Annotated in this window: 27 protein-coding genes; 12 read left to right on the top strand and 15 right to left on the bottom strand. The window is 66.1% G+C overall.

What is annotated here, in order from left to right; genetic code table 11:
* Positions 1-88: 88 nt before the first annotated feature.
* Genes NG701_RS18410 through NG701_RS18395 form a run of 4 tightly spaced genes read left to right on the top strand, consistent with a single transcriptional unit; the run spans position 89 to position 3,368 of the window.
* On the top strand, positions 89-556 hold the full coding sequence (locus tag NG701_RS18410) for an FAS1-like dehydratase domain-containing protein (protein WP_141141246.1): 468 nt from the start codon (positions 89-91) through the stop codon (positions 554-556).
* Positions 557-558: 2 nt separating this feature from the next.
* Positions 559-996, top strand: a complete 438-nt coding sequence (locus NG701_RS18405) for a MaoC family dehydratase (RefSeq protein ID WP_058931677.1) — start codon at positions 559-561, stop codon at positions 994-996.
* A 4-nt stretch (positions 997-1,000) separates the two neighbouring features.
* A complete protein-coding gene (locus NG701_RS18400; protein WP_252569607.1) occupies positions 1,001-2,275 on the top strand; it encodes an MFS transporter in 1,275 nt (424 codons plus the stop codon).
* A 25-nt stretch (positions 2,276-2,300) separates the two neighbouring features.
* A complete protein-coding gene (locus tag NG701_RS18395; protein ID WP_252569605.1) occupies positions 2,301-3,368 on the top strand; it encodes a UDP-N-acetylmuramate dehydrogenase in 1,068 nt (355 codons plus the stop codon).
* 19 nt (positions 3,369-3,387) lie between these two features.
* Here the strand turns inward: NG701_RS18395 and NG701_RS18390 are convergent, their stop codons facing one another.
* The gene (locus NG701_RS18390) at positions 3,388-3,897 is read right to left on the bottom strand and encodes a hypothetical protein (RefSeq protein ID WP_252569604.1); all 510 of its coding nucleotides are present in this window, start codon (positions 3,895-3,897) and stop codon (positions 3,388-3,390) included.
* Between the two features lie 37 nt (positions 3,898-3,934).
* Between NG701_RS18390 and NG701_RS18385 the strand changes: the two genes are divergently transcribed.
* A complete protein-coding gene (locus tag NG701_RS18385; protein WP_252569602.1) occupies positions 3,935-5,032 on the top strand; it encodes a winged helix DNA-binding domain-containing protein in 1,098 nt (365 codons plus the stop codon).
* Between the two features lie 234 nt (positions 5,033-5,266).
* Positions 5,267-6,244 (top strand): type IV toxin-antitoxin system AbiEi family antitoxin domain-containing protein, encoded by a 978-nt coding sequence (locus tag NG701_RS18380; RefSeq protein WP_252569600.1) that lies wholly within the window; start codon positions 5,267-5,269, stop codon positions 6,242-6,244.
* 110 nt (positions 6,245-6,354) lie between these two features.
* On the opposite strand, the gene asd is transcribed toward NG701_RS18380, so the two are convergent.
* The 10 genes from asd to NG701_RS18330 form a co-directional block, all read right to left on the bottom strand.
* A complete protein-coding gene (asd, locus tag NG701_RS18375; protein WP_252569597.1) occupies positions 6,355-7,497 on the bottom strand; it encodes an aspartate-semialdehyde dehydrogenase in 1,143 nt (380 codons plus the stop codon).
* Between the two features lie 96 nt (positions 7,498-7,593).
* Complete coding sequence (locus NG701_RS18370; RefSeq protein WP_252569596.1) at positions 7,594-7,812, bottom strand: NF038396 family protein; 219 nt, start codon at positions 7,810-7,812, stop codon at positions 7,594-7,596.
* Position 7,813: 1 nt separating this feature from the next.
* On the bottom strand, positions 7,814-8,398 hold the full coding sequence (locus NG701_RS18365) for a dihydrofolate reductase (protein ID WP_252569594.1): 585 nt from the start codon (positions 8,396-8,398) through the stop codon (positions 7,814-7,816).
* Complete coding sequence (locus tag NG701_RS18360) at positions 8,395-9,198, bottom strand: thymidylate synthase (protein WP_252569592.1); 804 nt, start codon at positions 9,196-9,198, stop codon at positions 8,395-8,397. Before NG701_RS18360 ends, NG701_RS18365 begins: the two co-directional genes overlap by 4 nt.
* Positions 9,199-9,283: 85 nt before the next feature.
* On the bottom strand, positions 9,284-9,673 hold the full coding sequence (locus NG701_RS18355; protein ID WP_252569589.1) for a GntR family transcriptional regulator: 390 nt from the start codon (positions 9,671-9,673) through the stop codon (positions 9,284-9,286).
* Positions 9,670-11,097, bottom strand: a complete 1,428-nt coding sequence (locus NG701_RS18350) for a hypothetical protein (protein WP_252569586.1) — start codon at positions 11,095-11,097, stop codon at positions 9,670-9,672. The genes NG701_RS18355 and NG701_RS18350 overlap by 4 nt, the downstream gene beginning before the upstream one ends.
* 391 nt (positions 11,098-11,488) lie before the next feature.
* Positions 11,489-12,457: an NUDIX hydrolase gene (locus NG701_RS18345; RefSeq protein WP_252569583.1), complete on the bottom strand. Its 969-nt coding sequence runs from the start codon at positions 12,455-12,457 to the stop codon at positions 11,489-11,491.
* Between the two features lie 10 nt (positions 12,458-12,467).
* Positions 12,468-14,717, bottom strand: coding sequence for an RNA degradosome polyphosphate kinase (locus NG701_RS18340; protein WP_252569581.1), 2,250 nt, complete (start codon positions 14,715-14,717; stop codon positions 12,468-12,470).
* 148 nt (positions 14,718-14,865) lie between these two features.
* Positions 14,866-15,837 (bottom strand): mycothiol synthase, encoded by a 972-nt coding sequence (mshD, locus tag NG701_RS18335; protein WP_252569579.1) that lies wholly within the window; start codon positions 15,835-15,837, stop codon positions 14,866-14,868.
* A gap of 224 nt (positions 15,838-16,061) precedes the next feature.
* On the bottom strand, positions 16,062-16,760 hold the full coding sequence (locus NG701_RS18330; RefSeq protein WP_056344481.1) for a winged helix-turn-helix transcriptional regulator: 699 nt from the start codon (positions 16,758-16,760) through the stop codon (positions 16,062-16,064).
* Positions 16,761-17,108: 348 nt separating this feature from the next.
* Here NG701_RS18330 and NG701_RS18325 point away from each other — a divergent pair, with 348 nt between their 5' ends.
* The 6 genes from NG701_RS18325 (at position 17,109) to NG701_RS18300 (ending at position 22,657) form a co-directional block, all read left to right on the top strand.
* Positions 17,109-17,876, top strand: coding sequence for a permease (locus NG701_RS18325; protein ID WP_252570547.1), 768 nt, complete (start codon positions 17,109-17,111; stop codon positions 17,874-17,876).
* A 170-nt stretch (positions 17,877-18,046) separates the two neighbouring features.
* A complete protein-coding gene (locus NG701_RS18320) occupies positions 18,047-18,661 on the top strand; it encodes a nitrobindin family protein (protein WP_252569576.1) in 615 nt (204 codons plus the stop codon).
* A gap of 73 nt (positions 18,662-18,734) precedes the next feature.
* The gene (locus tag NG701_RS18315; RefSeq protein WP_252569573.1) at positions 18,735-19,472 is read left to right on the top strand and encodes a flavodoxin family protein; all 738 of its coding nucleotides are present in this window, start codon (positions 18,735-18,737) and stop codon (positions 19,470-19,472) included.
* 156 nt (positions 19,473-19,628) lie between these two features.
* Complete coding sequence (ygfZ, locus tag NG701_RS18310; protein ID WP_252569570.1) at positions 19,629-20,711, top strand: CAF17-like 4Fe-4S cluster assembly/insertion protein YgfZ; 1,083 nt, start codon at positions 19,629-19,631, stop codon at positions 20,709-20,711.
* The gene (locus NG701_RS18305; RefSeq protein ID WP_252569567.1) at positions 20,711-21,151 is read left to right on the top strand and encodes an ankyrin repeat domain-containing protein; all 441 of its coding nucleotides are present in this window, start codon (positions 20,711-20,713) and stop codon (positions 21,149-21,151) included. Before ygfZ ends, NG701_RS18305 begins: the two co-directional genes overlap by 1 nt.
* Positions 21,152-21,154: 3 nt before the next feature.
* Positions 21,155-22,657 (top strand): DHA2 family efflux MFS transporter permease subunit, encoded by a 1,503-nt coding sequence (locus tag NG701_RS18300; RefSeq protein ID WP_252569565.1) that lies wholly within the window; start codon positions 21,155-21,157, stop codon positions 22,655-22,657.
* A gap of 6 nt (positions 22,658-22,663) precedes the next feature.
* Here the strand turns inward: NG701_RS18300 and NG701_RS18295 are convergent, their stop codons facing one another.
* From NG701_RS18295 to NG701_RS18280, 4 genes are all read right to left on the bottom strand, one after another.
* Positions 22,664-23,380, bottom strand: coding sequence for a GNAT family N-acetyltransferase (locus NG701_RS18295; protein WP_252569563.1), 717 nt, complete (start codon positions 23,378-23,380; stop codon positions 22,664-22,666).
* A 91-nt stretch (positions 23,381-23,471) separates the two neighbouring features.
* Entirely contained in the window at positions 23,472-24,497 is a 1,026-nt protein-coding gene (locus NG701_RS18290) for an ATP-dependent 6-phosphofructokinase (protein ID WP_252569560.1), read from the bottom strand.
* 97 nt (positions 24,498-24,594) lie between these two features.
* The gene (locus NG701_RS18285; protein ID WP_252569558.1) at positions 24,595-25,227 is read right to left on the bottom strand and encodes a response regulator; all 633 of its coding nucleotides are present in this window, start codon (positions 25,225-25,227) and stop codon (positions 24,595-24,597) included.
* Positions 25,224-26,315 carry a sensor histidine kinase gene (locus NG701_RS18280; RefSeq protein WP_252569555.1) on the bottom strand — a complete coding sequence of 364 codons (1,092 nt, stop codon included), beginning with the start codon at positions 26,313-26,315 and terminating at the stop codon, positions 25,224-25,226. The genes NG701_RS18285 and NG701_RS18280 overlap by 4 nt, the downstream gene beginning before the upstream one ends.
* Between the last annotated feature and the right edge of the window lie 18 nt (positions 26,316-26,333).

The following is a 26,333-nucleotide window of genomic DNA, read 5'->3' as shown; positions in this document are numbered from 1 at the left end:
ATGTTTTCATCATACCGCATGTGGTATTCCTGTACTGCCTCATGTCATCAGCGCGGGCGCCCGGACGCATGACGCTAGGCTTGAACCTATGACTATCAATCCGGACCTGCAGGGCCGCAGCTACCCTGCCGCAGAGGTTTACGACGTCGGCCGCGAGAAGATCCGCGAGTTCGCCCGCGCGGTCAAGGCCACGCACCCAGCCCATTTTGACGTCGAGGCCGCGAAGGCCCTCGGCCACAAGGATTTGGTGGCACCACCCACGTTCGCCATCATCATCGCCCAGCGCGCCGATGCCCAGCTGATCGAGGATCCGGATGCCGGCATCGACTTCTCCCGCGTGGTCCACGCCGATCAGCGCTTTATCCACCACCGCCCCATTTTTGCCGGCGACCGACTGGTTGCCGAACTGCACGTTGACGGTGTCCGTGCCATGGGCGGCGGGGCCATGATCACCACCCGCCAGGAAATTTTCGCCCTGACCGACGGCGGCAATGGGTCGCGCGAGGCAGTCGCCACCACCACATCATCCATCCTCGTCCGCGGAGAGGGACAGTAACCATGAGCCCCAGCTTCCACGAACTCAGCGCCGGGCAGGACATCGGCAGCCGCACCATCGAGGTCACCCGCACCGACCTGGTCAAGTATGCCGGCGCCTCCGGCGACTTCAACCCCATCCACTGGAACGAAGCCTTCGCCACCGGCGTGGAACTGCCCGGCGTCATCGCCCACGGCATGTTCACCATGGGTGCCGCCGTGCAGCTGGTGACCGACTGGGCAGGCGACCCCGCCGCCGTCGTCGACTTCCAGACCCGCTTCACCAAGCCGGTCCTGGTCACGGACACCACCGGAACCACGGACGCCGGGGCCACCATCGAGGTCAGCGGCGCCATTGGAAAGCTCGACGCCGATGCGGGCACCGCCCGCGTTGACCTCACCGTGGTTGCTGCCGGCCAGAAAGTGCTGATGAAGGCCCAGGCCGTCGTCAGGCTTTCATGATCCTTTGACCGTCAACACAACTGCCGCTGCCGAGGTCACTGCCTGGCGCAATGCCGTGGTGGTTGCCTATGCCGGCAGTGGGCTGGCCTTCGCGTCGTGGGTTTCCCGGCTTCCGGCGATCCGCGACGGGCTGGACCTGACCCCCGGCACTGTCGGTTTACTGTTGCTGTGCATGACCCTGGGATCGTTCGTCTCGGTGTCCGCGTCGGGGCTGATCGTGCTCCGCCTGGGCTCCAAACGGACCATCCGCACCGGCGCCATCATGGTGGCCTGCGGCATGGCCATCGCCGGATTTGGAACGTCGGTCCTGGCCACGCCGGTCGCGGTGGCCGTGGGTCTTGCCGTCATCGGGCTCGGCTCCGCCAGCTGGAGTACGGCCTCCAACGTCGAGGGCGCCTCGGTGGAACGCGCTGTGGGCCGGCACATCATGCCCAGGCTCCACGGCGCGTTCAGCCTCGGCACCGTGGCAGGTGCAGGCCTTGGCGCGTGGGCCGCGGCTGCCTCCGTCCCGGTGTTTTGGCACCTGGCCGCGGCCGGCGTCGTGGTTGCCGTCTCGGTGACGACGGCGGCAGCCTGGTTCCGTGCAGATGTCACCCCGGTCGCGGGGGAGCGGAAGTATGTACAGGACAACTTCGAGGACCCGTTCACCGGCCCGATCCCCATTGTCACCGCCGGGGCGCCGGCTGACGGCTCCGGTGCACCACTGGACAACAAGCGAAAAATCGCGGAGGCCTGGCGCGACCGGCGCACCCTGCTGCTCGGAGTCATGGTCTTGGGGCTTGCCTTGGCCGAAGGTGCAGCAGGGGACTGGGTGGCGTTGGCCCTCGCCGACGGGCACGGCCAGACCGACGCCGCCGGAGCCGCTGGCTACGGGCTCTTCGTGACCTTCATGACCATCGGACGCTTCGCCGGCACAGTGGTCCTGGACCGCTTCGGCCGCGTCCCGGTGATGCGCTGGTGCGCCGCGCTGGCGGTCTTCGGGCTCGGCCTCTTTGTGTTTGCTCCCGTTCCCTGGCTCGCCTTTGTGGCCTTGGCCATCTGGGGACTCGGCGCCTCGCTGGGGTTCCCGGTGGGCATGTCCGCCGCGGCGGACGATCCCGCCAAGGCTGCGGCCCGCGTCTCCGTGGTCTCCACCATCGGCTACGGTGCCTTCCTGTGCGGGCCGCCGCTGTTGGGGCTGCTGGCCGAACACGTAGGCATCCTGCACTCGCTGCTGGCCGTGATGGTCATGCTGGTGGCCACGTTCCTGCTCTCGCCGGTGGCCCGGAAAGTTGCATAGTGTTGGCCTAAGTTAGTCTAAGTTGGTGACTCAAACACTGCTCTCCACCCTGACCACGGCCGCCGTCGGAGGCCCCGCCGGCAAATATGTTGAGGCCAGCACCGAGGCGGAGATCATCGACGCCGTCCGCACGGCAGACGCTGCGGGGGAGCAGGTCCTCATCATCGGCGGCGGCTCCAACCTGCTGATTTCCGACGACGGGTTCCCCGGCACCGTAGTCAGGATCGCCTCGGAAGGGTTCACCGTCAACGCCGAAGACTCCTGCGGCGGCGTGGCGGTGGTGGTCCAGGCCGGCCACAACTGGGATGCACTGGTGGAACACGCCGTGCTGCATGCCTGGTCCGGCATTGAGGCGCTCTCCGGCATCCCGGGGGCCACGGGCGCCACGCCCGTGCAGAACGTCGGTGCCTACGGCTCTGACGTCTCCCAGACCATCGCGGTGGTGCGCACCTGGGACCGGACCCGGAACGCGGTCCAGACCTTCACCAACTCCGAGCTGAAGTTCGGTTACCGCGATTCCATCCTGAAACAGACCACCGTCGACGGCTCACCACGCTACATCGTGCTGACCGTGGAATTCCAGCTGCCGCTGGGCCGGATGAGCACACCCATCCGCTACGCCGAACTGGCCCGCTCACTGGGCGTTGAGGCAGGTAAACGGGCGTACTCCAACGATGTGCGCCGGGAGGTCCTGCGGTTGCGGGGTTCGAAGGGCATGGTGCTGGATCCCGCGGACCGGGACACCTATTCCACTGGGTCCTTCTTCACCAACCCGGTTGTGCCCGTGGACGTGGCGGCAACGCTGCCGGATACCGCGCCGCAGTACCCCGCGGGTGCGGACGGTCTGGTGAAGTTGTCCGCCGCGTGGCTGATCGACCAGGCAGGATTTGGGAAAGGCTATGGCCTGGAGGAGGGCAGCGCCTCCGGCGGGCGGGCGTCACTGTCCACAAAACACACGCTGGCTATCACCAACCGCGGCTCGGCCAGCGCCAAGGACATGCTGGCCATCGCGCGCGCGGTGCGCGCCGGCGTCGTCGAGCGCTTTGGCATTGAACTGCACCCGGAACCGTTGCTCATCGGCCTGACGCTCTAGGGTCAGCTCGTTGAAGGCATCAGCCTGCTTGCGTGACCGGCGCCAGGCGCCCGTCAACGGCGCCGATCAGCCGGACGTTCGTGGCCATGCCCAGCAGGGCGGCGGCCCAACCGGTCAGCGCCAAATATGGCCCCATAAACATCCAGACCATAAGTCCCGGAACCGCCGGGTGGGTCGCGGCTGCAAGAATGCAAACCACCAAACCGATCACGGCGGTGGCATGGGCGAGGATCCAGAGCAGCCGGCCGCTGACGGGATAGAGCTTCCAGTCACGGACAATGCGAACCTTGCCGCGGCCCACCCGGATACCGGGAAAAAGCACGGCGTACCCTCCCCCCAGCGACAGGAACAGGGAAGGCAATAAGAGTTCCAGGGGTGCCTCGCCGCCGCCTCCCGGGAATCCCACGGGCTGGAACCCAATGGCCGGGGCCAGCCCGATGGCCACGCCGGCCAGGACGGATACGGTCCCTGCCACCAGCCATGCCTGTGTTCCGCGCGCGAACAATTGCCACAAACTCCCCAAAGTCATGCTTACACCCTATCGGGCCAGGTCCTACGATGAGCACATGGCAGTGAACCGCGTAAGCCCCAAGGTGATGGGCAGGTTACGCCTTGCCTCTCAAGGACTAGTCGGCCCCGGACTCGGCTCCGTAGAGGGCGCGGTCCGATGGATGACGGCCACGCAGGCTCAGGACCTGCAGGCCGCGCTCTGGGCCATCGGCGTCCGGGTTCCGGGCGCAGGGTTGACTGACGTGCGCGCTGCACTGCACAACGGCAGCGTGGTCCGGTCCTGGCCGATGCGCGGCACCCTGCACCTGGTGGCTCCAGAGGATCTGCGCTGGATGCTGGACCTCACCACTGAGCGTCTTAGCCGCATCGTTGCCGGCCGGCACCGGGAACTGGACATCACCTGGGCGGACGTCGAGAAGTGCCGCGACGTTGCCTTGGAGCGGATTGCGGCCGGCGGTCCCGTGAGCCGGACCGAACTCTTCGAGGTGTTTGAGGCGGCCGGGCAGCCCACCACCGGACAGCGGGGGATCCATATCCTGGGGACCCTGTGCCGGCACGCCTGGCTGGTTCAGGGTCCATTGGCCAGGAATCAGCAGCTGCTGGTGGCGTTCGATGACTGGATCCCGGTGTCGCGCGAGCTTGAGCGGCAGGAAGCGATCGCCGAGTTCATGCTGCGCTATTTCCGCAGCCATGGCCCTGCCACCATCCGCGACTTCGCCTGGTGGACGCAGATTCCCCTGACCGACGTGCGGGCAGCGTTTGAGCTGGTCAGCGGGCAACTGGTGGAGCTGGAATTCGGGGGCGTCCACTACTGGATGTCACCGGAGACTGCATCAATGCTCGACGACGGTGTGCCCGGGCAGCAGTCCGTCCTCCTCCTGCCGGGCTTCGACGAGTTTGTGCTGGGCTACATGGACCGAAGCCTGGTGCTGGCCCCTGAGCACGCCAACAAGATCGTCCCGGGCGGCAACGGAGTGTTCAAGAAGACCGTCGTGGCCCGGGGAGAGGTGATCGGCACGTGGGCGCGGGCCGGAACCAGCCGCAGCGCCGCCGTCGTGCCTGAACTGTTTGACGACGCCAAGCCACTTGGACCCGCTGCGCAGGCCGTGTTCAGCAAGGCCGCCGTAAAGTACCTCGCATTCCTGGACATCTAAGCTACGCCCGAACACGAACTACCCTGCCCCGTTCCCCCGACACCGACGCAAAATGCTGCCCTGCCGAACACGAGCGGCCCTGCCCCGCAAAAGCGGTGCGGGGCAGCACCGTTCCTGCGGGGCAGGGCAGCGAATGATGCCGGAAGAAGCGGATGCGGGTATTGCTGCCGGAGGTTGTCCACATAACGTGGCCGCGACCTACCCGGGCCAGCACTGGTCCGAGAGCCTTGGACCATGAATGGCGACAAAGTCCGTGTGCTGCTGGATGGGCGCTGGCCGGCCTTCCCCGTTGCCTCCACGCAACAGTTGGACGCGGCAGGGCTGGACGAGCGGGTCCTGACGGCGGCAGTCCGCGCCGGAATCCTCCTGCGACTTCGACGCGGAGCGTACGTCCGGAACGCTGACTGGAAGGGAGCGGAGCCGTGGACCAAGGACGCCCTGCGGATCCAGGCGCACTTCCTGTCCACCGGCGGGGCCTGCCGCTACAGCCATATCAGTGCTGCCAGACTGCATGAGTGTCACGTCTGGGATGCCGGGGCCATGGTCCACGTCACCACGGACTACGCCAACTCGACGAAAAGTGCCGGCACGGACGTCCGCACCCACCGGATGGACCTGCAACCCGTAGATGTGACAACGCTGTGGAGCATGGATGGCAAAGAGATTCTGACTACCGGCATTGAACGGACCGTCCTGGACTGCGCCCGTATCCTGCCACTGGAGCAGGCAGCCGTGATCGGCGACCACGCGCTGCGAAAGGGAGCCGGGATCGACAGCATGCGGCAACTGCTGGACGTGGGACCGGTCAAACGCGGGAACCGGCGGGCGCTGGATCTGCTGGCCGCCCTGGATGGGCGATCGGAATCGGTGGGGGAGACGCGCACCAGGCTGCTGCTGCGATCATTCGGTCTGAACATGTTCATTCCGCAGTTCGAGATTCAGACACCGAGTGGTCAATTCAGGGCAGACTTCGCGGATCCGATAACTCGCATCGTGATCGAGTTTGATGGCAGCGGCAAATACACCGAGTACAGGCCCACGGACGAGGTGCTGCTCGCCGAGCGTCGCCGGGAGAACGCACTGATCGAAGAAGGCTGGCTGGTCCTTCGACTTGAATGGAAACACCTGGCGTACCCGGCAGAAGTGCGGCGCCGGCTGTTGGCCATGAGGGACCGGTCCGGGATCTTGCGTGCCCCAGGCCTGACCGGCTGAACGCAAAGACGGCCCTGAACGCAAAGACGGCCCTGCCCCGCAAGAGCGGTGCGGGGCAGCACCGTTCCTGCGGGGCAGGGCCGTTCGAGTGGCGGGGGAGTCGCGGGAGGTTACAGGTTCCCGGTGGCGATGTTGAGCATGCGGCGCAGCGGCTCGGCGGCGCCCCAGAGCAGCTGGTCACCCACGGTGAACGCGCTGATGTACTCCGGGCCCATTTCCATCTTGCGGATGCGGCCCACGGGGATGTCCAGCGTGCCCGACGCGGCCACGGGGGTCAGGCCTGCCATGGAGTCTTCCTTGGTGTTCGGGATGACCTTGGCCCACTCGTTGTCCTCGGCCAGGAGCTTCTCGATCTCGGCCACGGAGAGGTCCTCGCGGAGCTTGAGCGTCAGAGCCTGCGAGTGCGAACGCATGGCGCCGATCCGGATGCACAGGCCGTCCATGATGATCCGGTTTTCGTCCGAAGTGCCCAGGATCTTGTTGGTTTCAACCCCGGCCTTCCACTCTTCCTTGGACTGTCCGTTGCCCAGGTCCGCGTCGATCCACGGGATGAGGGAGCCGGCCAGGGGCACGCCGAACTGGGTGGCGTCGATGTCGGAGCGCTGGTGGGCCAGGACCTTGCGGTCAATTTCCAGGATGGCCGACGCCGGGTCGTCCAGTTCCGAGCTGACTTCGGCATTCAGCGTGCCGAACTGGCTGAGCAGTTCGCGCATGTGCCGGGCGCCGCCGCCGGAGGCAGCCTGGTAGGTCATGGACGTGCCCCATTCGACGAGGCCGTTCTTGAACAGCCCGCCGAGGCCCATGAGCATGCAGGAAACGGTGCAGTTGCCGCCGATGAAGTCCTTGGTCCCGTTGACCAGGCCCTTGTCGATGACGTCGCGGTTGATCGGGTCCAGCACGATGATCGAGTCGTCGTTCATGCGCAGCGTGGAGGCGGCGTCGATCCAGAGGCCGTCCCAGCCGCGGCTGCGCAGCTCGGTGTGCACGCGCTTGGTGTAGTCCCCGCCCTGGGCGGTAACAATAATGGGCAGCTTAGCCAGCGTGTCGACGTCGAACGCGTCCCCAAGCTTGCCGGCGGCGCCAGCGGCAGCACCGGCAATCGACGGGGCGGCACCTCCCGCGTTTGACGTGGAGAAGAACACCGGGTTGATGTTGGCGAAGTCGCCCTCGTCCTGCATGCGCTGCATCAGGACGGAGCCGACCATGCCGCGCCATCCGACCAGGCCGACGGAGGGGGTAGCTGCTGTAGTCATTCGTCCAGTTTAGACGCCGGATCGCGCAGGGCGCAGTCGGTTACGTCACTGCCGTGAGGGATAACGCGCGACGGCGCGTGGGGCAGGAAACCGACGTCAGCTGCGGTTGGTTTCCTCCAGCACCGCGGCTTTGCGGAGTCGCAACGCGTAGAAGGCGCCGAAGGCGAACACCTGCGTGACCACCACCAGCACGATGGCGCCGGCGATCTTGTTGCCGCCCAGGATCATGGTCAGGCCCACGATCGCGGACAGCAGCCCGAGCAGCGGCAGCAGCATGTAGCCCAGCACAAACAGTGTTTCCGGTTTTTTCAACATCTCAGCCCTGCGTCCTAATCCATTTGGTAAACCGGTAGCGCGTTCCGTTGGCTGCCGTCAGCCACCCGTCTGGCGGGACGGACGCCGCCGCCTCCCAGGTCTCATCGAGTTCCGGAGCAAACGTGTCGCCGTCGGCCTCCACATCGATGGTGGTGACCACCGCAACGTTGGCGAGTTCGGTGGACTGGCGGAAGACTTCCCCGCCGCCCAGGATCCACACAGTCCCGCCGCCGTCGACGAACTGCGATTCAAGGAGGGCATCATCCAGGGAGGGGACCACGACGGCGCCCTCCGCCTCGGGCGATTCGCCCCAGCTTTTCTGCCGGGTGATCACAATGTTCGTCCGGCCGGGCAGGGGACGGTACTTGTCCGCGAAGGACAGCCACGTCTTGCGGCCCATGATCACGGGGTGCCCCCTGGTGAGCCGGTTGAAGTGCTTCAGATCCTCAGGGAGGTGCCAGGGCATATCGCCGTCCTTGCCGATCACACCGCCGGACGTCTGCGCCCAGACAAGGCCGACGCCGGTCACGGAACCGGCGAGTTCCTGCGTAAAGTCCTGGGGGTCTGCTGCGTTCTCGGTGCTCATACGGCGATCGGGGCCTTGATTGTGGGGTGGTGCTGGTAGCCCACCACTTCGAAGTCCTCGAGCGTGTAGTCGAAGATCGAGGCCGGCTTCCGGATGATCTTCAGCTGCGGGTATTCATAGGGTTCCCGGTCCAGCTGCTTCAGGACCTGGTCCATGTGGTTCTCGTAGATGTGGACGTCGCCGCCTGTCCATACAAACTCGCCAGGCTCCAGCCCCACCTGCTGCGCAATCATGCAGGTGAGCAGGGCATAGGAAGCGATGTTGAAGGGCACGCCCAGGAACATGTCCGCCGAACGCTGGTACAGCTGGCAGGACAGTTTTCCGTCGGCCACATAGAACTGGAAGAACGCGTGGCACGGGGGCAGTGCCATGTCCTTGAGCTCGGAGACGTTCCAGGCAGACACGATATGCCGGCGCGAGTCCGGGTTGGTTTTGAGGTTCTCCACCAGCTCGGCGATCTGGTCAACATGGCCGCCGTCAGGGGTGGGCCAGCTGCGCCACTGGACGCCGTATACGGGGCCCAGTTCGCCGTCTGCGTCAGCCCACTCGTTCCAGATGCTGACGCCCTGGTCCTGCATCCATTTGACGTTCGATTCACCGCGCAGGAACCACAGCAGCTCCACTGCCACGGACTTGAAATGCACGCGTTTGGTGGTGATCAGCGGGAAACTCCGGCCAAGGTCAAAGCGCAATTGACGGCCGAAAACGCTGGTGGTTCCGGTGCCCGTGCGGTCGGATTTGTGCGTGCCATGGGCCAGGACATCGCGCAGGAGGTCTTCATAAGGCGTCGGGATGCTCACGGCTAAAGTCTACCGGGCCAAGTCCTGCCGACCCCGCAATGGTCCCGAGGCTGGCCTCAGTGTTGGCTGCCGGCCGCGCATCGGATCAGCCCTTCCTCAGCTTGCCGCGCACCAGATCGAGCAGCAGCTCATCGGTGAGCCGGGCGTCGCGCCCGGCATTGACCAGAAGGTCGACGGCGGCAGTCACCGCTTCCGGCACCGGCCCGCCTGCCTGCTGGGCGCCGCCCGGTGCCGGCTGCGCGACGACGGTGCCGTTCCGCCGTCGGGATTCAATGAATCCGGCAGCCTCAAGTTCCTTGTACGCCCGCGCGACCGTTCCGGCGGCGATGCCCAGATCGGTGGCCAGGCTGCGGACAGTGGGCAGCCGGCTTCCGGCGGTGAGTGTTCCGGTGGCGATCAGGGAGCTGATCTGCGAGCGGATCTGTTCATACGGCGGGGTTGCCGAGGGCAGGTCCACGGAGATACCGGCGTTCACGGCACCCGGCCCGGGACAGGCTTCACCGAGGCGGATGGAGTCCGGGCAAAACCCTTGACCGGGATGACGGCGATCACCACGCCAGCGGCCGCAAGCAGCGCCCCGGCTATGAGTGCCGGCTGCCACGTGGCGGCCCAGGTTGGTGCCGGCAGACCCAGCAGCGGCGGCCAGGCCTCGCTTGCCGTCATCAGCAGGACGCCTGCCTGTGCTGTGCAGAAGGCGGCGAACGTCCGGACCACACGATGGACCGTGATGGCCCGCAGGGCGGCGTCCAGGCCCGGGATGTCGGTGGAAATACTGCGACGCAGCAGGGCCGCAACAACCGGCAGGCTGGCGATGGCCGCGACGGCCGCCGTCGCCACCGCCGCGATCACCCAGCCGGGAGAACCATCGGGGGGTGTGCTGCCCGGGCGCAGGAAGCCGTCCAGCCCGGCCTCACGCAGTTCCCATTCGCCCGCAGCAGTCAGCACCGTGATCGCGACGAAGAATACGACGGCGACGATCGCCGTGGTGAGCAAGGCCGGGCTCACCACCTGCCGCGGCCGTGTCCGCGGTATCCCGTGGGTGCCATAGTTGCGTTGGAGCAGCAGTTCTCCGGCCCCAGCCACCAGCAGAACGGCTCCCGCCATCAGCGCGACAAATAGCACCGGCAGCCCCGGAACTCCGGCGCCGGGGAAATAGAGACTGGGCACGAACAATCCCAGTACGGCGGCTGCTACCGGCGTGAACCCCATGGCTGCCCCAAGGGACACTACGAGACGGGTCGCCGGATGTGCGGCGGCCGAAGTTTGTGTGAACGCCTGCCTGCTGCCGTTGCCGCTGACCTGGACGCTGGGCAGTTTGGGCGGCGCCCACCCCCACATCGCCAACAACACCACCAGCACCACCAGCCCGGCCGGGTTTGTCCAGCTGGTTACATTGGCGGCCGGATCGGGCCGGGCAGCAAAATTGCCCGCCACCGCGGCAAGCCCGGCGGCGATGGTTGCGACCGTCCTCAAGAGCCTGTTCATGGCGATGGTCCGCAGCAGGTCGTTCTCCGGTGCAACCAGGGCCTCGAGCTGCCTCCGGTGGCTGATGAGTTTGAGCACCAGCGCGGTTCCCAACGCCAGGGTGAGCCAGGCAGCGCCCAGGCAGGCGGCCAAAACGTAACCCTGGATCCGGCCGTCCCCACCGGTGCGCCTGAAACTGCCGGGGTCTTCCTGGAAAGTGCCATACGGGATGGCGTCGTAGGCGGGAAGGCCAGCCACAAACCCGATCTGCAGTGCCGAACCCACAAAGATCGCGGCGACAGTCCAGGCCAGGGGACGGGGCAGGAAGTCCCGGATGCGGCGGATCTCCAGCGAGGCCAGCCGGCGGGGGAGCCGGGTCCGGGATAGCTCAGCTGCCCCACGGCATGGACCGCGAGGCAGCCCAGGACCGGCCACGCCAGGGCGGCCAGGATGCTTGTTGGCGTGGCCAGGATGGGCGATGTGGTGCGCACCGGAAGGATGCCCGCAGTCCCCGCGGCCTGCAGGGAGCTAGCCAACCACCCGATCACGCCGATCACGCCGATCCACAGCGCATGCTGGGTAACCGTCACGGCGGTGGTCCCGCCGCCCGGGGCCCTGATCACCCACCGCAGCAGCAGGTACAGTCCGGCGGCCAACAGGATGGGCCACAACAGGAACATGGGCGGCACACTGTGCACCGCTATTTCGAGACCGTCGACGCCTGGCACATCATCCCCCCAGATTTTGCGCATCAATGTACTAAGTATTTGATACAAACATCTCGGGGTCGACAGGCTGTGGCGTCGCGGCCGGGCGTGCCGAAAACCTAGTCGTCGAAGGGCTTGAACTGCTCCACTGCCACGATGCGGCGCCTATTGTCGATGGCCACGTGGCACACCACCAGTTCGCCGGGCGACAGGTAAGGGTCCGAGGCCGGCAGGAGCGCGCGCACGCGGCCCGGCATGTGCTTGCCCAGCTGGCCCAGGATGGTGGGCAGTGCGGGACGGTGCGTGCAGACGGCGACGGGCCGTGCCTTCTCCAGGAGCGACTCAATGGCGGCAGCGGTTTTTTTGGGGGTCCTGGCGTGCCGGTGTTCCGTCAGCGCTTCCACCAGTTTGACCTTGGCCCCTGTTGCCCTCAGGTATGGCGACACGGTTGAAACGCAGCGCTGCCAGGGACTCGTCACCACGCGCGGTGGCTTCCAGACCTGCAGTAGCCGGCCCACGGCCTGCGCCTGCCTGATTCCCGTCGCGGCCAGGGGCCGTTCACCCTCGGCTTTGGACCAGGACGAGCGGGGCTTGGCCTTTGCATGCCGCACCACAATCAGCGGCCACGTGTTGAGGTCACCCCGGCCATGGGCTGCCCGCAGATACTCCAAGGGAACGACGTCGGTCGGATTGGACAGCAGCCCCGCGGCCGTTTCAGGGGCGCACCACACCACGCGGTCCACCTCCTTGCCGTCGGGAACGAGGCGGGCGCCGTTGACGTGGACCGCCCAATAGTGGACCACTTTCAGTCCGGTCGCCACCCGGTAGTGGATGGGTGGCAGCGGAATGCCCAGGGGCGCATCAAGTCCGATCTCCTCCTGCACCTCACGGGCCGCGCATTCGGGAAGGGTCTCGCCGGCGTCGATCTTGCCCTTGGGCCAGGACCAGTCGTCATATCGCGGACGATGGATCAGCAGGACTTCGAGACCTTCGGAGTTGATACGCCAGGGCAGCGCCCCGGCGGCGACGACGGCGACTGCCTCGCCGGGATGGTCTGCTTGGTCTGCTACGAGGATGTCGCTCGCCAACGCCGTAGCCCTACCGCCGGCTCAGGCTGCGCTGGCGTGTGCGCGACGCCAGCAGCCAGGACTGGATGTCGTCGAGGTGGCTGCCGTCGTCGGCAATGTGGTGCCGGTTCCACATGCCCGCGTTATCCAGATGCCAGCTGGCTGTCTCCGGATCCATGTAGCGGCGCAGCAGGTTAAGGACGTAGCTGATGTCGTCGGGATTGGACAACTGGACCAGGGCCTCGACCCTGCGGTCCAGGTTCCGGTGCATCATGTCCGCCGAGCCGATGTAAACCACAGGATCGCCGCCGTTGGCAAAGGCGAACACCCGGGAGTGTTCCAGGAATCGGCCCAGCACGGAGCGCACGGTGATGTTGTCGCTGAGGCCCGGAACGCCGGGACGCAGCGAGCAGATGCCGCGCACAATGACGTCCACCATCACGCCGGCCTGGGACGCGCGGTAAAGGGAGTCGATGATGGCTTCATCCACCATGGAGTTGACCTTGATCTGCACCCTGGCGGCCAGTCCGGCCCGGGCGTTGCGGATCTCGGTCTCGATGCGGTCGATCAGCCCGGAGCGGACGGAGCGGGGAGCAACCAGGAGCCGCTTGAACGTGGACTTCGGCGCATAGCCGGAGAGCTGGTTGAACAGTTTGGAAAGGTCCTCGCCCACCTGGTCGTTGGCGGTCAGCAGGCCAAGGTCCTCGTAGTAGCGGGCCGTGCGGGGGTGGTAGTTGCCGGTGCCGATGTGGCAGTAGCGGCGCAGCCCGTCCACTTCCTGGCGGACCACCAGCGACAGCTTGCAGTGGGTTTTCAGGCCCACGATGCCGTAGACCACGTGGACGCCCGCCTGTTCCAGCTTGCGGGCCCAGGAGATGTTGGCCTGCTCGTCGAACCGGGCCTTGATCTCCACGAGGGCCAGCACCTGTTTGCCGGCCTCGGCGGCATCGATCAGGGCGTCAACGATGGGGGAGTCGCCCGACGTCCGGTACAGGGTCTGCTTGATGGCCTGGACCTTGGGGTCCGCGGCCGCCTGTTCCAGGAACGCCTGAACCGAGGTGGAGAACGAGTCGTACGGGTGGTGGAGCAGGATGTCGCGGCGGCGCATGGCCGAGAAAACGTTGGCGGCCTTGGACGTCTCGGACTCGTTCAGGAACCGGGACGTGTGCGGCATGTGCTTGGGGTAATGAAGGTCGGCACGGTCAATTCCGGCAATGACGGACAGTCCGCGGAGGTCCAACGGAGCCGGAAGCGAGTACACCTCGGACTCGTCCACTCCGAGCTCACGGATGAGCAGGGCCCGGATGTTCGGGTTGATGTCGTGGGTGACCTCGAGGCGGACGGGCGGGCCGAACCGGCGGCGCAGCAGTTCCTTCTCCAGCGCCTGCAGGAGGTTCTCGGCGTCGTCCTCTTCCACTTCGAGGTCCTCGTTCCGGGTGACGCGGAAGATGTGGTGTTCCAGGACTTCCATGCCGGCGAAGAGCTTGTCCAGGTGGACGGCGATGACTTCCTCAAGCGCGATGAAGCGCGCCACGCGTCCCGCCACGGCCCCGGCCCGCGGACCATCGATGGAGATCAGGCGGGGAAGCTGGTCCGGAACCTTGAGGCGGGCGAAAAGTTCCTTGTCACTGACGGGGTTGCGCACCACCACTGCCAGGTTCAGGGAGAGCCCCGAAATGTACGGGAACGGGTGGGCCGGGTCCACGGCCAGCGGCGTCAGGATCGGGAAGACCTTTTCGGCGAACATGGCACTGAGCTGCTGCTTGGCGGCGTCGTCCAGTTCATCCCAATGCATCAGGTGGATGTGCTCATAGGCCAGGGCGGGGCGGATCTGCTCTGCGTAGACCTGGGCATGGCGCTGCTGGAGGCGGTGGGCTTCGTCGCCGATCTTCTCCAGCACCTCAACAGGGCTGAGGCCGGCAGGGGAGGGCACGGCGAGGTTGGTGGCGATGCGCCGCTTCAGGCCTGCCACCCGGACCATGAAGAACTCGTCCAGGTTGGACGCGAAGATGGACAGGAAAGCCACGCGTTCCAGGAGGTGGAGCGTGGGATCTTCGGCGAGTTCCAGGACGCGGGAGTTGAAAGCCAGCCAGCTGAGCTCGCGGTCCAGGAAACGGTCCGGCCGGATGTCCCCTTCGGGCACAAGGTTGGGCGCAAACTCGGGGATGTCGATCCGGTCCTGCGTTGCACGCGAGGCAGGGACTTCGGATGAGCCGAAGCGCGCGCGCACCGGCACTGACGCGCCCTCGGACGTGACTGTTCCGGCGGGTTCCGGTTTCATGGTCTCTCCTCTTACCTGGCGCTTGATGCTGGCACTCGGCCGGCGCGGTTCTTTACCAACCTTACAATCAATCAGCGTCCACAAGCCCTAGATTTCGGGCCACCCGAAGCCGCTAGCCACACGAGTGGGCTAACTCACCCGGGTGCCACTAAACGGAGGCCAGCGGTCCGTACATCACGTCCATATCCCAGCGTGTGAAGCCCAGGCCCCGGTAGAGGGAAACGGCAGCGGTGTTGTCGGCATCCGTATAGAGCATGACGGCGTGAAGCCCCAGGCCTTGCAGATGCCTGATGCCAGCCACAGTGAGGGCTTTACCCAGGCCCATACCCTGCGCGGCCGGTGTGACGCCCACCGCGTAGACCTCGCCAATCGCCGGGTGGGCGCCGCGGCGCGGATGCACCTTGGTCCAGTGGAAGCCCAGCAACCGGTCCTCGGCGTCCACGGCCAACAGGAAACCGGCAGGGTCAAACCAGTCCTCGGCCATCCGGGCATCCAGGTCCGCGCGGGACATCGAGCCCTGCTCGGGGTGGTGGGCAAACGCGGCGCGGTTCGCAGCCAGCCAGCGGTCCTCGTCCTTGCCCGGCGCAAAGGGGCGGAGCGTGACGCCATCCGGTAGGCCGACGTCGGGCAGTTCTGCCGTGGCGGTGGTCAGCCTCATCTTCCAGAGTTCGCGCACTGGACCGTAGCCGTAGCGGGCGGCGAGGTCCGCGGCTGCCTCGTGGTTGCCGTGGGACCAGGCCTTCAGCCCATCCAGGCCTCGCCCCGACTGGAGTGCGCCGACAAGCCGGTCCGCCACGCCCTGGTTGCGGTAGCTGGGGTGGACGGCAATTTCCAGCACTCCGCTGCCGTCCGGATCCTCCACAACAACGGCAAACCCGGCCAGGTCCTGGCCGGAGGAGGGATCGGAGTCCTCGTCCGGCGCGTAGAGCGCCAGGGTCAGGAGGGAATGCTCTGCAGAGTCCCCGGCGCGGAGCGTCACCACCGTTTGCTCGGAAAGCGAGGGGTTGCCGTCAGACTCCTCGGCAGCTGCGAGGAGCGCCACGCAGTCCTTCAGCAGCTGTTCTTCTACACTGCTGTGGACGATAAGGACGGGCCATTTTTCCGGGTGCGCAGGACTCATGAGGCTAGGCTATACGCCCCGGCCGGAAGGCGCTCCGATTTGATGGCACCTGGGGCAGGCACGTATAGTCGATATCTCACCCGCCGGTAACGGTGGGGACGAGGGGGATCCACCAGTGGGGTGGCCTCGATACGTTCGACCCGTATGTCCTCCACAAATCCAGCTTCACTAAGACAGCAACAGCCCCGGACCAGTGGTCCGGGGCTGTTGCTGTCTTAGCGGTGTCAGGCTTCGGTCAGTTCGTCTTCCTGCTGCCGCACCAGGGTCAGGCGGTAGCCGACGTTCCGGACCGTGCTGATCAGGTTTTCGTGGTCCGCGCCGAGCTTGGCCCGCAGCCGCCGGACGTGGACATCCACGGTGCGCGTGCCGCCGTAGTAGTCATAGCCCCACACCTCGGTGAGCAGTTGCTGGCGGGTGAAGACGCGGCCGGGGTGCTGGGCCAGGTATTTGAGGAGTTCGAATTCCTTGAACGTCAGGTTCAGCGGGGCGCCGTTCACGCGGGCAGTGTAGCTCGCTTCATCGATGACCACGCCTGCCGCGCGGATCTCCGTGGGGGCGTCATCCTTGTCCGGCACTGCCCGCGCCACGGAAAGCCTGATGCGGGCTTCCACTTCGGCGGGACCGGCTGAATCGAGCACGATGTCATCCACGGCCCAGGCCGAAGAAACAGCGGCCATACCGCCCTCGGTGAGGATCAGGACCAAGGGTGCGCTCAGACCAGTGGCCTTGAGCAGCTGGGTGAGGGAGCGGGCGCCCACCAGGTCCTTGCGGGCGTCGAGAAGCACAATATCGCAGGGATCGGTCTCCAGCAGGGCTGTGGGTTCCGCGGCGAGGATGTGCACGCGGTGGTTCAGCAATTCCAGGGCAGGCAGAATGTCTACCGAAGAACCGGTGCTGTTCGTCAATAGCAGGATGTGCGACATTGTTCCTCCAAGGGGCGTCCGCGCATCTTTGGGCGACTGAACCGGGTTTTCACCGGCCGGTACTATCTGACTGCAGCGGACTTGGCCGAGTAAGGATCTATCCGGCCGGCATCCGTGGCAGGAAGCGTAGCTGAACTTTGAGTATACCCACCGGCCCGCGCGACGGCATGGATTTCGCCCCGGCAAACCTTCGTTTTGCGACATATCCGGGTCATATAAGGCAGGATTGAGCCGTGGGGCAGAACGCCCTGACACCGAAGGCAGAGCCGCCGGGTCCACAGCCAGAATGGGATGCCACGAATTGAGTGCAGAGTCGAAGCCGCCGCGAACCGGCCGGCCGGGTCCCCGATGACCGCCGAGGTGCAGGCCCCGGCAAAGTCACTGGGTTCCTGGGTCATCGGTGTTGTTGGCGTGGCGGGTCTCGTGGCGATCATCGCCGGCGTCTACATCTCACGCGAGGCACTTATCGGCGTCGCCGCGGTGATTGCCGTGGCGGTCGGCATCGGCTGGCCGCATTTCCTCCGCATCCCGGCGAAGAAGACCCTGGCTGCCGTCATTGCGCTGCCCGGCGTCGGTTCGGCGCTCGCTGCCGGATTCGTCCCTGCCCCGGGTTTCCTGGACTGGACGCCTGCGTTCATGGCGCTGGGCATGATGGCCGTGTTTGTGGTGCAGCTCATCCGAGGCACCGGCCAGGCCCAACGGCTTGAATCCACCCTGGGATGCTGCGCCGGTGTTCTCCTCTCATGCCTGGGAGCAGGTTGGATCGCCGGCGCGCGCTTCAACGGCGTCCGCGAGATGCTCCTGGTGGCAGCCATCAGCGCTGCTGTGGCACTGTTGGCCGGCCTGATCCGCTGGCCGGACAGCATCGTGGCGCCCTTCGGCCTCGTGATGGCAGGACTTGCCGGGCCGCTCGCTGGCCTGGTCTTCTCCGACATTGCTGTCCTGCCGGCGGCGATCTTCGGTGTTGTGGTGGGCGCCGTGCTGGTCAGCTTCCGCCGCCTCGTAACACTCCGCGGCGGTCCGCTGAATCTTCTGGCTGCGGTTAGCATGGGGCTTGCACCGGTTTCGGCCGTGGGTTCCCTGGCTTACTTCATAGACAAACTACTCATCTACTAACCGGTTAGGATGGCATCATGTCCGTACTTGCATTTGAAATCTTCTTCCTCGTCCTGCTCGGCATCGCCAGCCTGTCCATGGCCTGGTTCGCCGGCTTTGTGGTTTACCGCCTCTTCAAAGGCCAGAAGTAAACCCGTTCGACGAGCTAGCATTTTCCTGAGGTAATTGTCGTGCCGATAGAAATTCCTACAGACCTGACACCCGAACTTGTTCCGCTTTCCTGGCTCATTGGTGAGTGGGAAGGCAGCGGCCGGCTCGGAAGTGGGGACGAGGACTCGGAGCACTTTCTCCAGCGTGTGTCCTTCACCCACAACGGGCTGCCATACCTTCAGTACCGCGCGGAGAGCTGGTTAACTGACGACGACGGCACGCGCCTGCGGCCGCTGACAGTTGAGACCGGTTTTTGGGCTCTGGAGCGCAAACAGCTTGATGCCGACGGCGGACCGGGCCTGATTCCGGCCGATATTGTTCCCGCCCTCAAGAGCGCCGACGAAGTCGAAGCGTTGCGCAATAAAGACGGCGGCTTCGATATCTCGGTGTCCATCTCACATCCCGGCGGGATCTCTGAGCTCTACTACGGGCAGATCAAGGGCCCGCAGATCCAGCTCACCACCGACATGGTGATGCGCGGCAGCCATTCCAAGGACTACAGCGCGGCCACCCGGATCTTCGGTCTGGTGGACGGCAACCTGCTCTGGCGCTGGGACGTGGCTACAGGCGGAACATCGCAGCCCGGCAAGGGTCTCGAAGCGCACGCCTCGGCGTTCCTGAAAAAGGTTTCCTGACGCCCTGCCGCGTCACCGACTCTCAGTAGACTTGGCATCCTGGGCTTCACCCACGAGTGAATCGAGGAGCATCATGGCTGCACCGCAGGACTCCACTGATTACAGCGACCTGAAGGCTGTGTTCTTCAACGGCACCCTTAAACGGTCGCCGGAGATCAGCAACACCGAGGGCCTGATCAACGTCAGCCGCCTCATCATGGAGAAGCAGGGCGTCAGCACCCGTGTGATCAGGACTGTCGATCACGACATCGCCAGCGGTGTTTACCCCGACATGACCGAGCACGGCTGGCCCTCCGATGAGTGGCCGGAACTGTACCCTGCTGTTGAAGAGGCCGACATTGTGGTGGTGGCCGGGCCGATCTGGCTGGGTGACAACTCCTCCCAGACCAAGAAGCTGATCGAACGGCTCTACGCCCATTCGGGGGAACTCAACCCCAAGGGCCAGTGGGTGTTCTACCCCAAAGTCGGTGGCTGCCTGATCACCGGCAACGAGGACGGCATCAAGCACTGTTCCATGAACGTGCTGTACAGCCTGCAGCACGTCGGCTTCACCATCCCGCCGCAGGCCGACGCCGGCTGGATCGGCCCGGTGGGTCCCGGCCCGAGCTACCTGGACGAAGGCTCCGGCGGCCCCGAATCCGATTTCACCAACCGCAACACTACGTTTATGACCTGGAACCTGCTGCATTTCGCCCGGATGCTCAAGGACGCCGGCGGGATTCCCGCGTACGGCAATCTTCCTGAAGAATGGAAAGCCGGAACACGCTTCGATTTCGAAAACCCGGAATACCGCCCTCCAACCGCCCCCTAACCTCGCAAGGCCGCACCGGCTCCCTAACCTCGCAAGCTCGGGCCGGGGCCCTCGCCAGAGCGGTTCCACGGCCAGGGAACCCAGCGGTCGTGGCCCCAAGGCTCGATCACCGTGCGGAGACCGGAATACCCACCGACCTAAGGACGTTCCCCCAGTATGACTACTCCCAGCCCCCTACTGTTGCGCCCTGGCGCCGTCGAGGCCACCGGCGCGGACGCCGGCGTCGCATCCCACTACGGTGAGCCGCTGCGCGAGCAGCGCGCCCTCGCAGCCGGTACCGCCGTCGTCGACCTTTCCCACCGCGGCGTTGTGACCGTCAGCGGTCCGGACAGGCTGAGCTGGCTGAACACCCTGTCTTCCCAACAGGTCACCGGCCTGCAGCCGGGGGAGGCCAGCGAGTTGCTGTTGTTGAGTGTCCAGGGCCGGATCGAGTTTGACGCCCGCGTAGTGGACGACGGCGGGACCACCTGGCTGATTGTTGAGGCCGCCGAGGCGGCACCGTTGGCTGAGTGGCTGAACAAAATGAAGTTCATGCTGCGCGTCGAGGTCACCGACGTCTCCGCCGACTGGGCCGTGCTCGGGTCCACAAAGGCTGTGGAGGAGTGGTCCGGACTGCTGGCCTGGCGGGATCCCTGGCCGCACGTCGGCGCCGGCGGTTACTCCTATGCCGTGGTTGCGGAAGAAGGTCACCCGGGGCTGGAGCGGCCCTGGATCGAGTACCTGGTGCCGGCCGCTGAACTCGAGGAAACCTTGGCAGACCGCCCGCTCGCCGGTGTTATGGCGGCCGAAGCCCTCCGCATCGCTGCGTGGCGCCCCAGGCTGGGCGCCGAAACCGACGACAAAACCATTCCGCACGAACTGGACCTCCTCCGCACCGCCGTGCACCTGTCGAAGGGCTGCTACAAAGGTCAGGAGACCATCGCCCGCGTCCACAACCTGGGCCATCCGCCGCGGCGCCTGGTGTTCCTGCAGCTGGACGGGTCGCAGCACACCATGCCCGCGCCCGGCAGCCAGGTCATGCTCGGCGAGCGGAAGGTCGGGACAGTGACGTCCGTTGCCCAGCACTATGAAATGGGCCCGGTGGCGTTGGCCGTCATCAAGCGGTGCGTCGCACCGGATGAAATGCTGACCGTGCTGGACGGCGAGGAGCCGTACATCGCTGCCCAGGAAGTAATTGTTGCTCCCGACGCCGGCCAGGTAGTGGGCCGCCAGACTGGATTCCTGAGGGGGACCCGCTGATGACCGAGAACACCGCACTCGGCGCCGATTCGCCCGGCGACGCCAAAACCGACACCTCAACGCCCGACGACGAGGCCGTGGCACTGGCCCACCGGCTCTTCCAGGCTGCCAGGGAGGGGGACACCGGACTCCTGCGCACGTATCTGGACGCCGGGGCTCCGGCCACCATGACCAACTCGGCCGGCGATTCGCTGCTGATGCTGGCCGCCTACCACGGGCACGCGGAGACGGTACAGCTGATCCTGGAACACGGCGGCGAGGCCAATACGGCCAACGACCGCGGCCAGACCCCCTTGGCCGGTGCTGCATTCAAGGGGTACACGGACGTGTCCCGCGTGTTGCTGGCTGCCGGTGCAGATCCTGACGCCGGCAGCCCCTCCGCCCGGGCTGCCGCGCAGATGTTCGCCCGCACGGACATCCTCGATCTGCTGGGGAACTGAGACTTGGAAAATGTAGCGCGGCCTTGGCCTGCCCTCTGGTCGCTGGTGATCGGGTTCTTTATGATCCTGATCGACACCACCATCGTGTCGGTGGCCAACCCCAGCATCATGGAGGGGCTGGGAACGGACATCAACGCCGTGATCTGGGTGACCAGCGCCTACCTGCTGGCCTACGCCGTGCCGCTGCTGATCACTGGCCGGCTCGGCGACCGCTTCGGACCCAAGAAGCTCTACCTCTCCGGCCTCGTGGTCTTTACGCTCGCTTCCCTCTGGTGCGGGCTGGCCGGTGACGTCCAGACGCTGATCACCGCGCGGATCTTCCAGGGTCTGGGCGCCGCCATCATGACGCCGCAGACCATGGCGGTGATCACCAGGATCTTCCCGCCGGACCGCAGGGGCGCCGCCATGGGCCTGTGGGGCGCCACCGCGGGCCTGGCAACGCTCGTGGGTCCAATCCTGGGCGGCCTGCTCGTGGACAGCCTCGGCTGGGAATGGATCTTCTTCATCAACGTGCCGGTCGGCATCGTTGGATTTATCCTCGCCTGGCGGTTCGTTCCCACCCTCAGCACGCACCCCCATAAGTTCGACATCCCGGGCGTGCTACTCAGCGCCGTCGGGCTGTTCCTCCTGGTGTTCGGCATCCAGGAAGGCGAGACGTACAACTGGGCGACCATCGTGGGCCCCATCAGTGTCTGGGGTCTCATCATCACGGGCTTGGTGGTGCTTGGGGCGTTCATTCTCTGGCAGCGCTTCAACAAGGGAGAGCCGCTCCTGCCGCTGGGCCTGTTCCGGGACCGCAATTTCTCCTTGGCAAACATCGGGATCACCACCGTTGGCTTCACCGTCACCGCCTTCGCGCTGCCGCTCATCTTCTACTACCAGCTGGTGCGGGGCATGTCCCCCACCGAGTCGGCACTCATGATGGTTCCCATGGCACTCATCTCCGGTGGCCTGGCGCCCGTCGTGGGCAAAATCATCGACCGGGTCGATCCGAAGTACATCACTGCCGGCGGGCTAATCCTGATGGCTGTGGCGCTGTTCTGGAACTCGGCTCTGATGCACCCGGATACCCCCATCCTGCTCTTCCTCCTGCCCAGTGCTGTCCTGGGGTTCGCGAATGCCGGCATCTGGGCGCCACTGAGCTCCACGGCTACGCGCAATCTGCCGCCGCGCCAAGCTGGGGCAGGCTCCGGGGTTTACAACACCACACGCCAGATCGGCGCGGTACTGGGCAGTGCGGCCATCGCCGTGCTCATCCAGTCGCGCCTGGCCGCCGAGCTTCCCGCCCAAGCTCCCGGGGCGGGCGGAATGGAATTCTCCGGACTGTTGCCTGAGGCGCTCCATGAGGGATTCTCGACGGCGATGGGCCAGTCCATCCTGCTTCCTGCCGGTGTGATCCTGGTGGGCGCTGCCGTGGCACTGTTCTTCGCCAAGCCCAAGGCCGTGGCGGGCTGGAGCGCTCAGCCGGCGGCTCCGGCAGTAGAGGACGCCACCCGGTCGTCCTAGGCGGCGTCAGCCGAGGTGCACGCTGGTCTGGATGCCGCCGGCGGACAGGCCCAGCTGCCGTGCCAGGGCGACGGCGCCGGTGTTGCTGACCTCGGCGCGCCACTGGATGGTGAGGCCCGCAGCGAGGGCCTCGTGGGCAGCGATGGATGCGGCCACGGATCCCAGCCCGCGGCGCCGCCACTCGGGGTCCACCAGGACTCCCATTTGCGCGAGAAGTCCTTCCCATTCCCCGTAGGCGCCGCAGGCCACCGGAACACGCAGCCCGTCCATCTCGTGGAGGATCGTGAACCGGTTCTCAAGTTCTGACAGGTGCACTTCGTTGACGTCGTCCGGCGGGCACAGGCCTTCCAGCTCGATCGCCTCCGGATTTCCATGGGACACGGTGAGCTCTTCGGAGGGCTGGCGCAGGGGCAGGTCGTCGGCGAAGAACAACGCCGCCGAGCCCAGGCCGTGGCCTCCGTGGGACCGGGTGAGGGTCAGGAGGGTCACATGATGCGCCATCTCCTCGTCCGGAATTCCTGCTGCGGCGTCAATGACCCATTGAGGCCCCACCAGTGCCGAGCTGCCGAACAGCCTGACGAACTCCACAGTCTCTGCAGCGTCGTCGGCCCTGACCATCCGCTCGCCGGAAGTCAGCGACGCAGCGAAAGCGCCGTCGTCGAGCCCCAAATGCCGGGCCCAAGCGAGCTGGATGATGGCGGCGGAACCGGGGTCAAGAGTCATATCCCCAGCCTACCCAGCACAGGGAAGCGCGAACGGACACTTGCGGCCCCACAGCGGAGGGGCCTCAAGTGTCCGTTCGCGCTGATCGGGCTTAGCCGAACAGGACCGCAGCCTCGTCGTAGCGGTTCTGCGGTACGGTCTTCAGCTGGCCCAGGGCCTTGTCGAAGCTCACGTGTACAATGTCGGTGCCCTTGAGGGCCACCATGGTGCCCCAGTAGCCCTCCACCACGGAGTCGATTGCGGCCATGCCCAGGCGGGTGGCGAGCACACGGTCGAACGCGGACGGGACGCCGCCGCGCTGGATGTGCCCCAGGATCGTGGCACGGGTCTCGATGCCGGTGCGGGCTTCGATCTCGGGGGCGAGCTGGTCCGCGATGCCGCCCAGACGGGGCCGGCCGAACGTGTCCAGGCCGCGCTCGGAGTGCGGGGATTCCATGTGGTCCGGAACAAAGCCCTCGGCAACAACAATCAACGGGGCGCGGCCACGGTCATGGGCTTCCTGGACCCATTCGGTGATCTGCTCGATGCTGACCTTCTGCTCGGGGATCAGGATGGCGTGGGCGCCGGCGGCCATGCCGGCGTGCAGGGCAATCCAGCCAACGTGGCGGCCCATGACCTCGGCGATCATGCAGCGGTGGTGGGACTCGCCCGTGGTCCGGAGCCGGTCGATGGCCTCGGTGGCGATCTGGACGGCCGTATCAAAACCGAACGTGTAGTCGGTGGCGTCAAGATCGTTGTCCACGGTCTTGGGGACGCCCACGATCTTGAGACCGACGTCGGTAAGGCGTTTCGCGGCCGCGAGGGTCCCTTCGCCGCCTATAGCGATGATGGCGTCGATGCCGAGGCGGTCCATGTGGGCCTTGATGACCTCCGGCCCGCCGCCGTTTTCAAAGGGGTTGGTGCGGGAGGTGCCCAGGATGGTGCCACCCTGCTTGGCGATGCCGCGGACCATGCTGCGGGGGATGTCGATGATGTCGCCTTCGACGACGCCCCGCCAGCCGTCCAGGAAGCCCACGAATTCGTGGCCGTGGATGGCGATGCCCTTGAGGACGGCTCCGCGGATGACAGCGTTCAGTCCGGGGCAGTCGCCACCGCTGGTAAGAATTCCAATTTTCATGTCTCGGCTCAAATCCTGGTGTGAAGGTTTACAGGCAGAGCGCCACGCTGAGCTCAACTAGATTGTAGTCGGCGGTGTGCGTTACGACACAAACCGGTTACAAAAGGCCCCGTTCCATGGCAAGGACCACGGCACGGGTCCTGTCGTCCACATCCAGTTTGTTGAAGACCCGCAGCAGGTGGGTCTTGACCGTCGCTTCGGCAATGTGGAGCGCCGTGGCCACCTCGGGATTGCTCAAGCCCTGCGCCACGCAGCGAAGGACCTCCACCTCCCGGGCGGTCAGCCGGGGCAGTTCAGGCGCGCGCATCCGCGAGACCAGGCGTGCCGCCACCGGCAGGGCGAGAACCGTCTCACCGCGCGCGGCAGCGCGCACGGCCTCGATGATGCGGTCCCCGGCCGTGTCCTTCAGGAGATAGCCCACCGCCCCGGACTCCACTGCGCGCATGATGTCTGAGTCGTCGTCGTACGTGGTCAGCACCAGCACCTTGGTGTCGGGAAACCGGTCCCGGATCTGCGCGGTGGCGTCGGCGCCGTCAAGGACGGGCATCCGCAGGTCCATCAGTACGACGGCGGGGCGCAGCCGGCTTACGGCGTCCACAGCCTCCTGGCCGTTGGCCGCGGCGGCCACCACTTTGATGCCGTCCGCGGTAGCCAGGAGCGCCGCGAGGCCGCCCCGGACCACGGGGTGGTCATCGGCGAGGACAACTGTCACAGTTTCCAGGAGGCTCATGTCACGGCTCCGGGCAGGGGTGCGTCCGTACCGCGGGTCCCTGGCTCGGCGTCCGTGCCGCCGGGCCCGAGGGCCTCGGTGGGGACCACCGCCACCAGCCGGGTGGCGCCCGGCGCGGAAGTGACCTGCAGCCGGCCACCGATTTCGTCCAGCCGGGCAGCCATCGACTTCAGGCCGAACCCCTGGTGATCCGCCGAGACGTCAAAGCCCTGCCCGTTGTCCGTGACGGTCAGCCGGAGCAACGGCGGGCCGCCGGCAGGGATATCCATCAGTACCTCCGCGGCCGTGGCTCCGGAATGCCTGCGGACGTTGTTGAGTGCCTCCTGGGCGGTCCGCGAGATTGCGGTGAGGCTGCGCACCAGGCCTGCCGGGGCTTCCGGTTGCGCCCTGAGCTGGGCCTGCGCCGCTTCGGAGAGCATGGCGATGGACGTGAACCCCTGGGCCAGCGTGTCGTGGATTTCCCGTGCCATCCGCTCACGCTCAGCCAATGCACCGCGTGCCTGCTCGGCGTTGTTCAGTTCGTAGCGCGTGGCCTCGAGCTCGGCCAGCAGCTCGGCACGCTGTTCGCTTTGCTCAATGACTTTCGAGATCCAGAGTCCGATCATGCAGCTGGCCACAAACGAGGTCACCAACTGGGCCGTGATGCCGTAGACCTCCGTGCCGGCAAGTCCCCAGCGGCTGATCTGGCCAACGGCCACTCCGACGCAGAGTACGGCGGTGGCTGCCACGCCCTGGCGCTGCGAGGACGTGAACATCCAGACCTGCGGGAAGGCCACAAACAGCAGGACCCCGGCGCCGTCGTACACAAAGGACAGGAACACCACCACCGCCACCAGCAGTGCCACGTAGATAGTGGGCCGCAGTGTCCGGAGATCCCTGGTCCGGGTCAGGAACGGGTACGCGGCCCCGAGGAGCACCAGCGCACCAATGACCAGGGGCGTCCCGGAATAGCGCTCGTCGCCGAACAGGGCGAAATAGGACACGCTGGCCAGCGCGGCGTAGAAGCCGGCATGCCACCAGACCATGGAGGTGGTCCATACGGACCGTGCCGGCAGCAGCCGCTCGGTCCGTCCGCTCATATAGCTCATGGCTGCACCCTATCCGCG

The sequence above is a fragment of the Pseudarthrobacter cellobiosi genome, assembly GCF_023913815.1.
Lineage (GTDB): Bacteria > Actinomycetota > Actinomycetes > Actinomycetales > Micrococcaceae > Arthrobacter > Arthrobacter cellobiosi.
Note: the sequence above shows the minus strand (reverse complement) of the source record. Positions and strands in the feature narration are given on the sequence as shown.

Coding starts and splice junctions, on each gene's coding strand:
- NG701_RS18410 (WP_141141246.1), top strand. CDS start 89: ATGACTATCAATCCGGACCTGCAGGGCCGCAGCTACCCTGCCGCAGAG.
- NG701_RS18405 (WP_058931677.1), top strand. CDS start 559: ATGAGCCCCAGCTTCCACGAACTCAGCGCCGGGCAGGACATCGGCAGC.
- NG701_RS18390 (WP_252569604.1), bottom strand. CDS start 3,897: ATGACTTTGGGGAGTTTGTGGCAATTGTTCGCGCGCGGAACACAGGCA.
- NG701_RS18385 (WP_252569602.1), top strand. CDS start 3,935: ATGGCAGTGAACCGCGTAAGCCCCAAGGTGATGGGCAGGTTACGCCTT.
- NG701_RS18380 (WP_252569600.1), top strand. CDS start 5,267: ATGAATGGCGACAAAGTCCGTGTGCTGCTGGATGGGCGCTGGCCGGCC.
- asd (WP_252569597.1), bottom strand. CDS start 7,497: ATGACTACAGCAGCTACCCCCTCCGTCGGCCTGGTCGGATGGCGCGGC.
- NG701_RS18370 (WP_252569596.1), bottom strand. CDS start 7,812: ATGTTGAAAAAACCGGAAACACTGTTTGTGCTGGGCTACATGCTGCTG.
- NG701_RS18365 (WP_252569594.1), bottom strand. CDS start 8,398: ATGAGCACCGAGAACGCAGCAGACCCCCAGGACTTTACGCAGGAACTC.
- NG701_RS18340 (WP_252569581.1), bottom strand. CDS start 14,717: ATGAAACCGGAACCCGCCGGAACAGTCACGTCCGAGGGCGCGTCAGTG.
- mshD (WP_252569579.1), bottom strand. CDS start 15,837: ATGAGTCCTGCGCACCCGGAAAAATGGCCCGTCCTTATCGTCCACAGC.
- NG701_RS18330 (WP_056344481.1), bottom strand. CDS start 16,760: ATGTCGCACATCCTGCTATTGACGAACAGCACCGGTTCTTCGGTAGAC.
- NG701_RS18325 (WP_252570547.1), top strand. CDS start 17,109: ATGACCGCCGAGGTGCAGGCCCCGGCAAAGTCACTGGGTTCCTGGGTC.
- NG701_RS18315 (WP_252569573.1), top strand. CDS start 18,735: ATGGCTGCACCGCAGGACTCCACTGATTACAGCGACCTGAAGGCTGTG.
- ygfZ (WP_252569570.1), top strand. CDS start 19,629: ATGACTACTCCCAGCCCCCTACTGTTGCGCCCTGGCGCCGTCGAGGCC.
- NG701_RS18305 (WP_252569567.1), top strand. CDS start 20,711: ATGACCGAGAACACCGCACTCGGCGCCGATTCGCCCGGCGACGCCAAA.
- NG701_RS18295 (WP_252569563.1), bottom strand. CDS start 23,380: ATGACTCTTGACCCCGGTTCCGCCGCCATCATCCAGCTCGCTTGGGCC.
- NG701_RS18290 (WP_252569560.1), bottom strand. CDS start 24,497: ATGAAAATTGGAATTCTTACCAGCGGTGGCGACTGCCCCGGACTGAAC.
- NG701_RS18285 (WP_252569558.1), bottom strand. CDS start 25,227: ATGAGCCTCCTGGAAACTGTGACAGTTGTCCTCGCCGATGACCACCCC.
- NG701_RS18280 (WP_252569555.1), bottom strand. CDS start 26,315: ATGAGCTATATGAGCGGACGGACCGAGCGGCTGCTGCCGGCACGGTCC.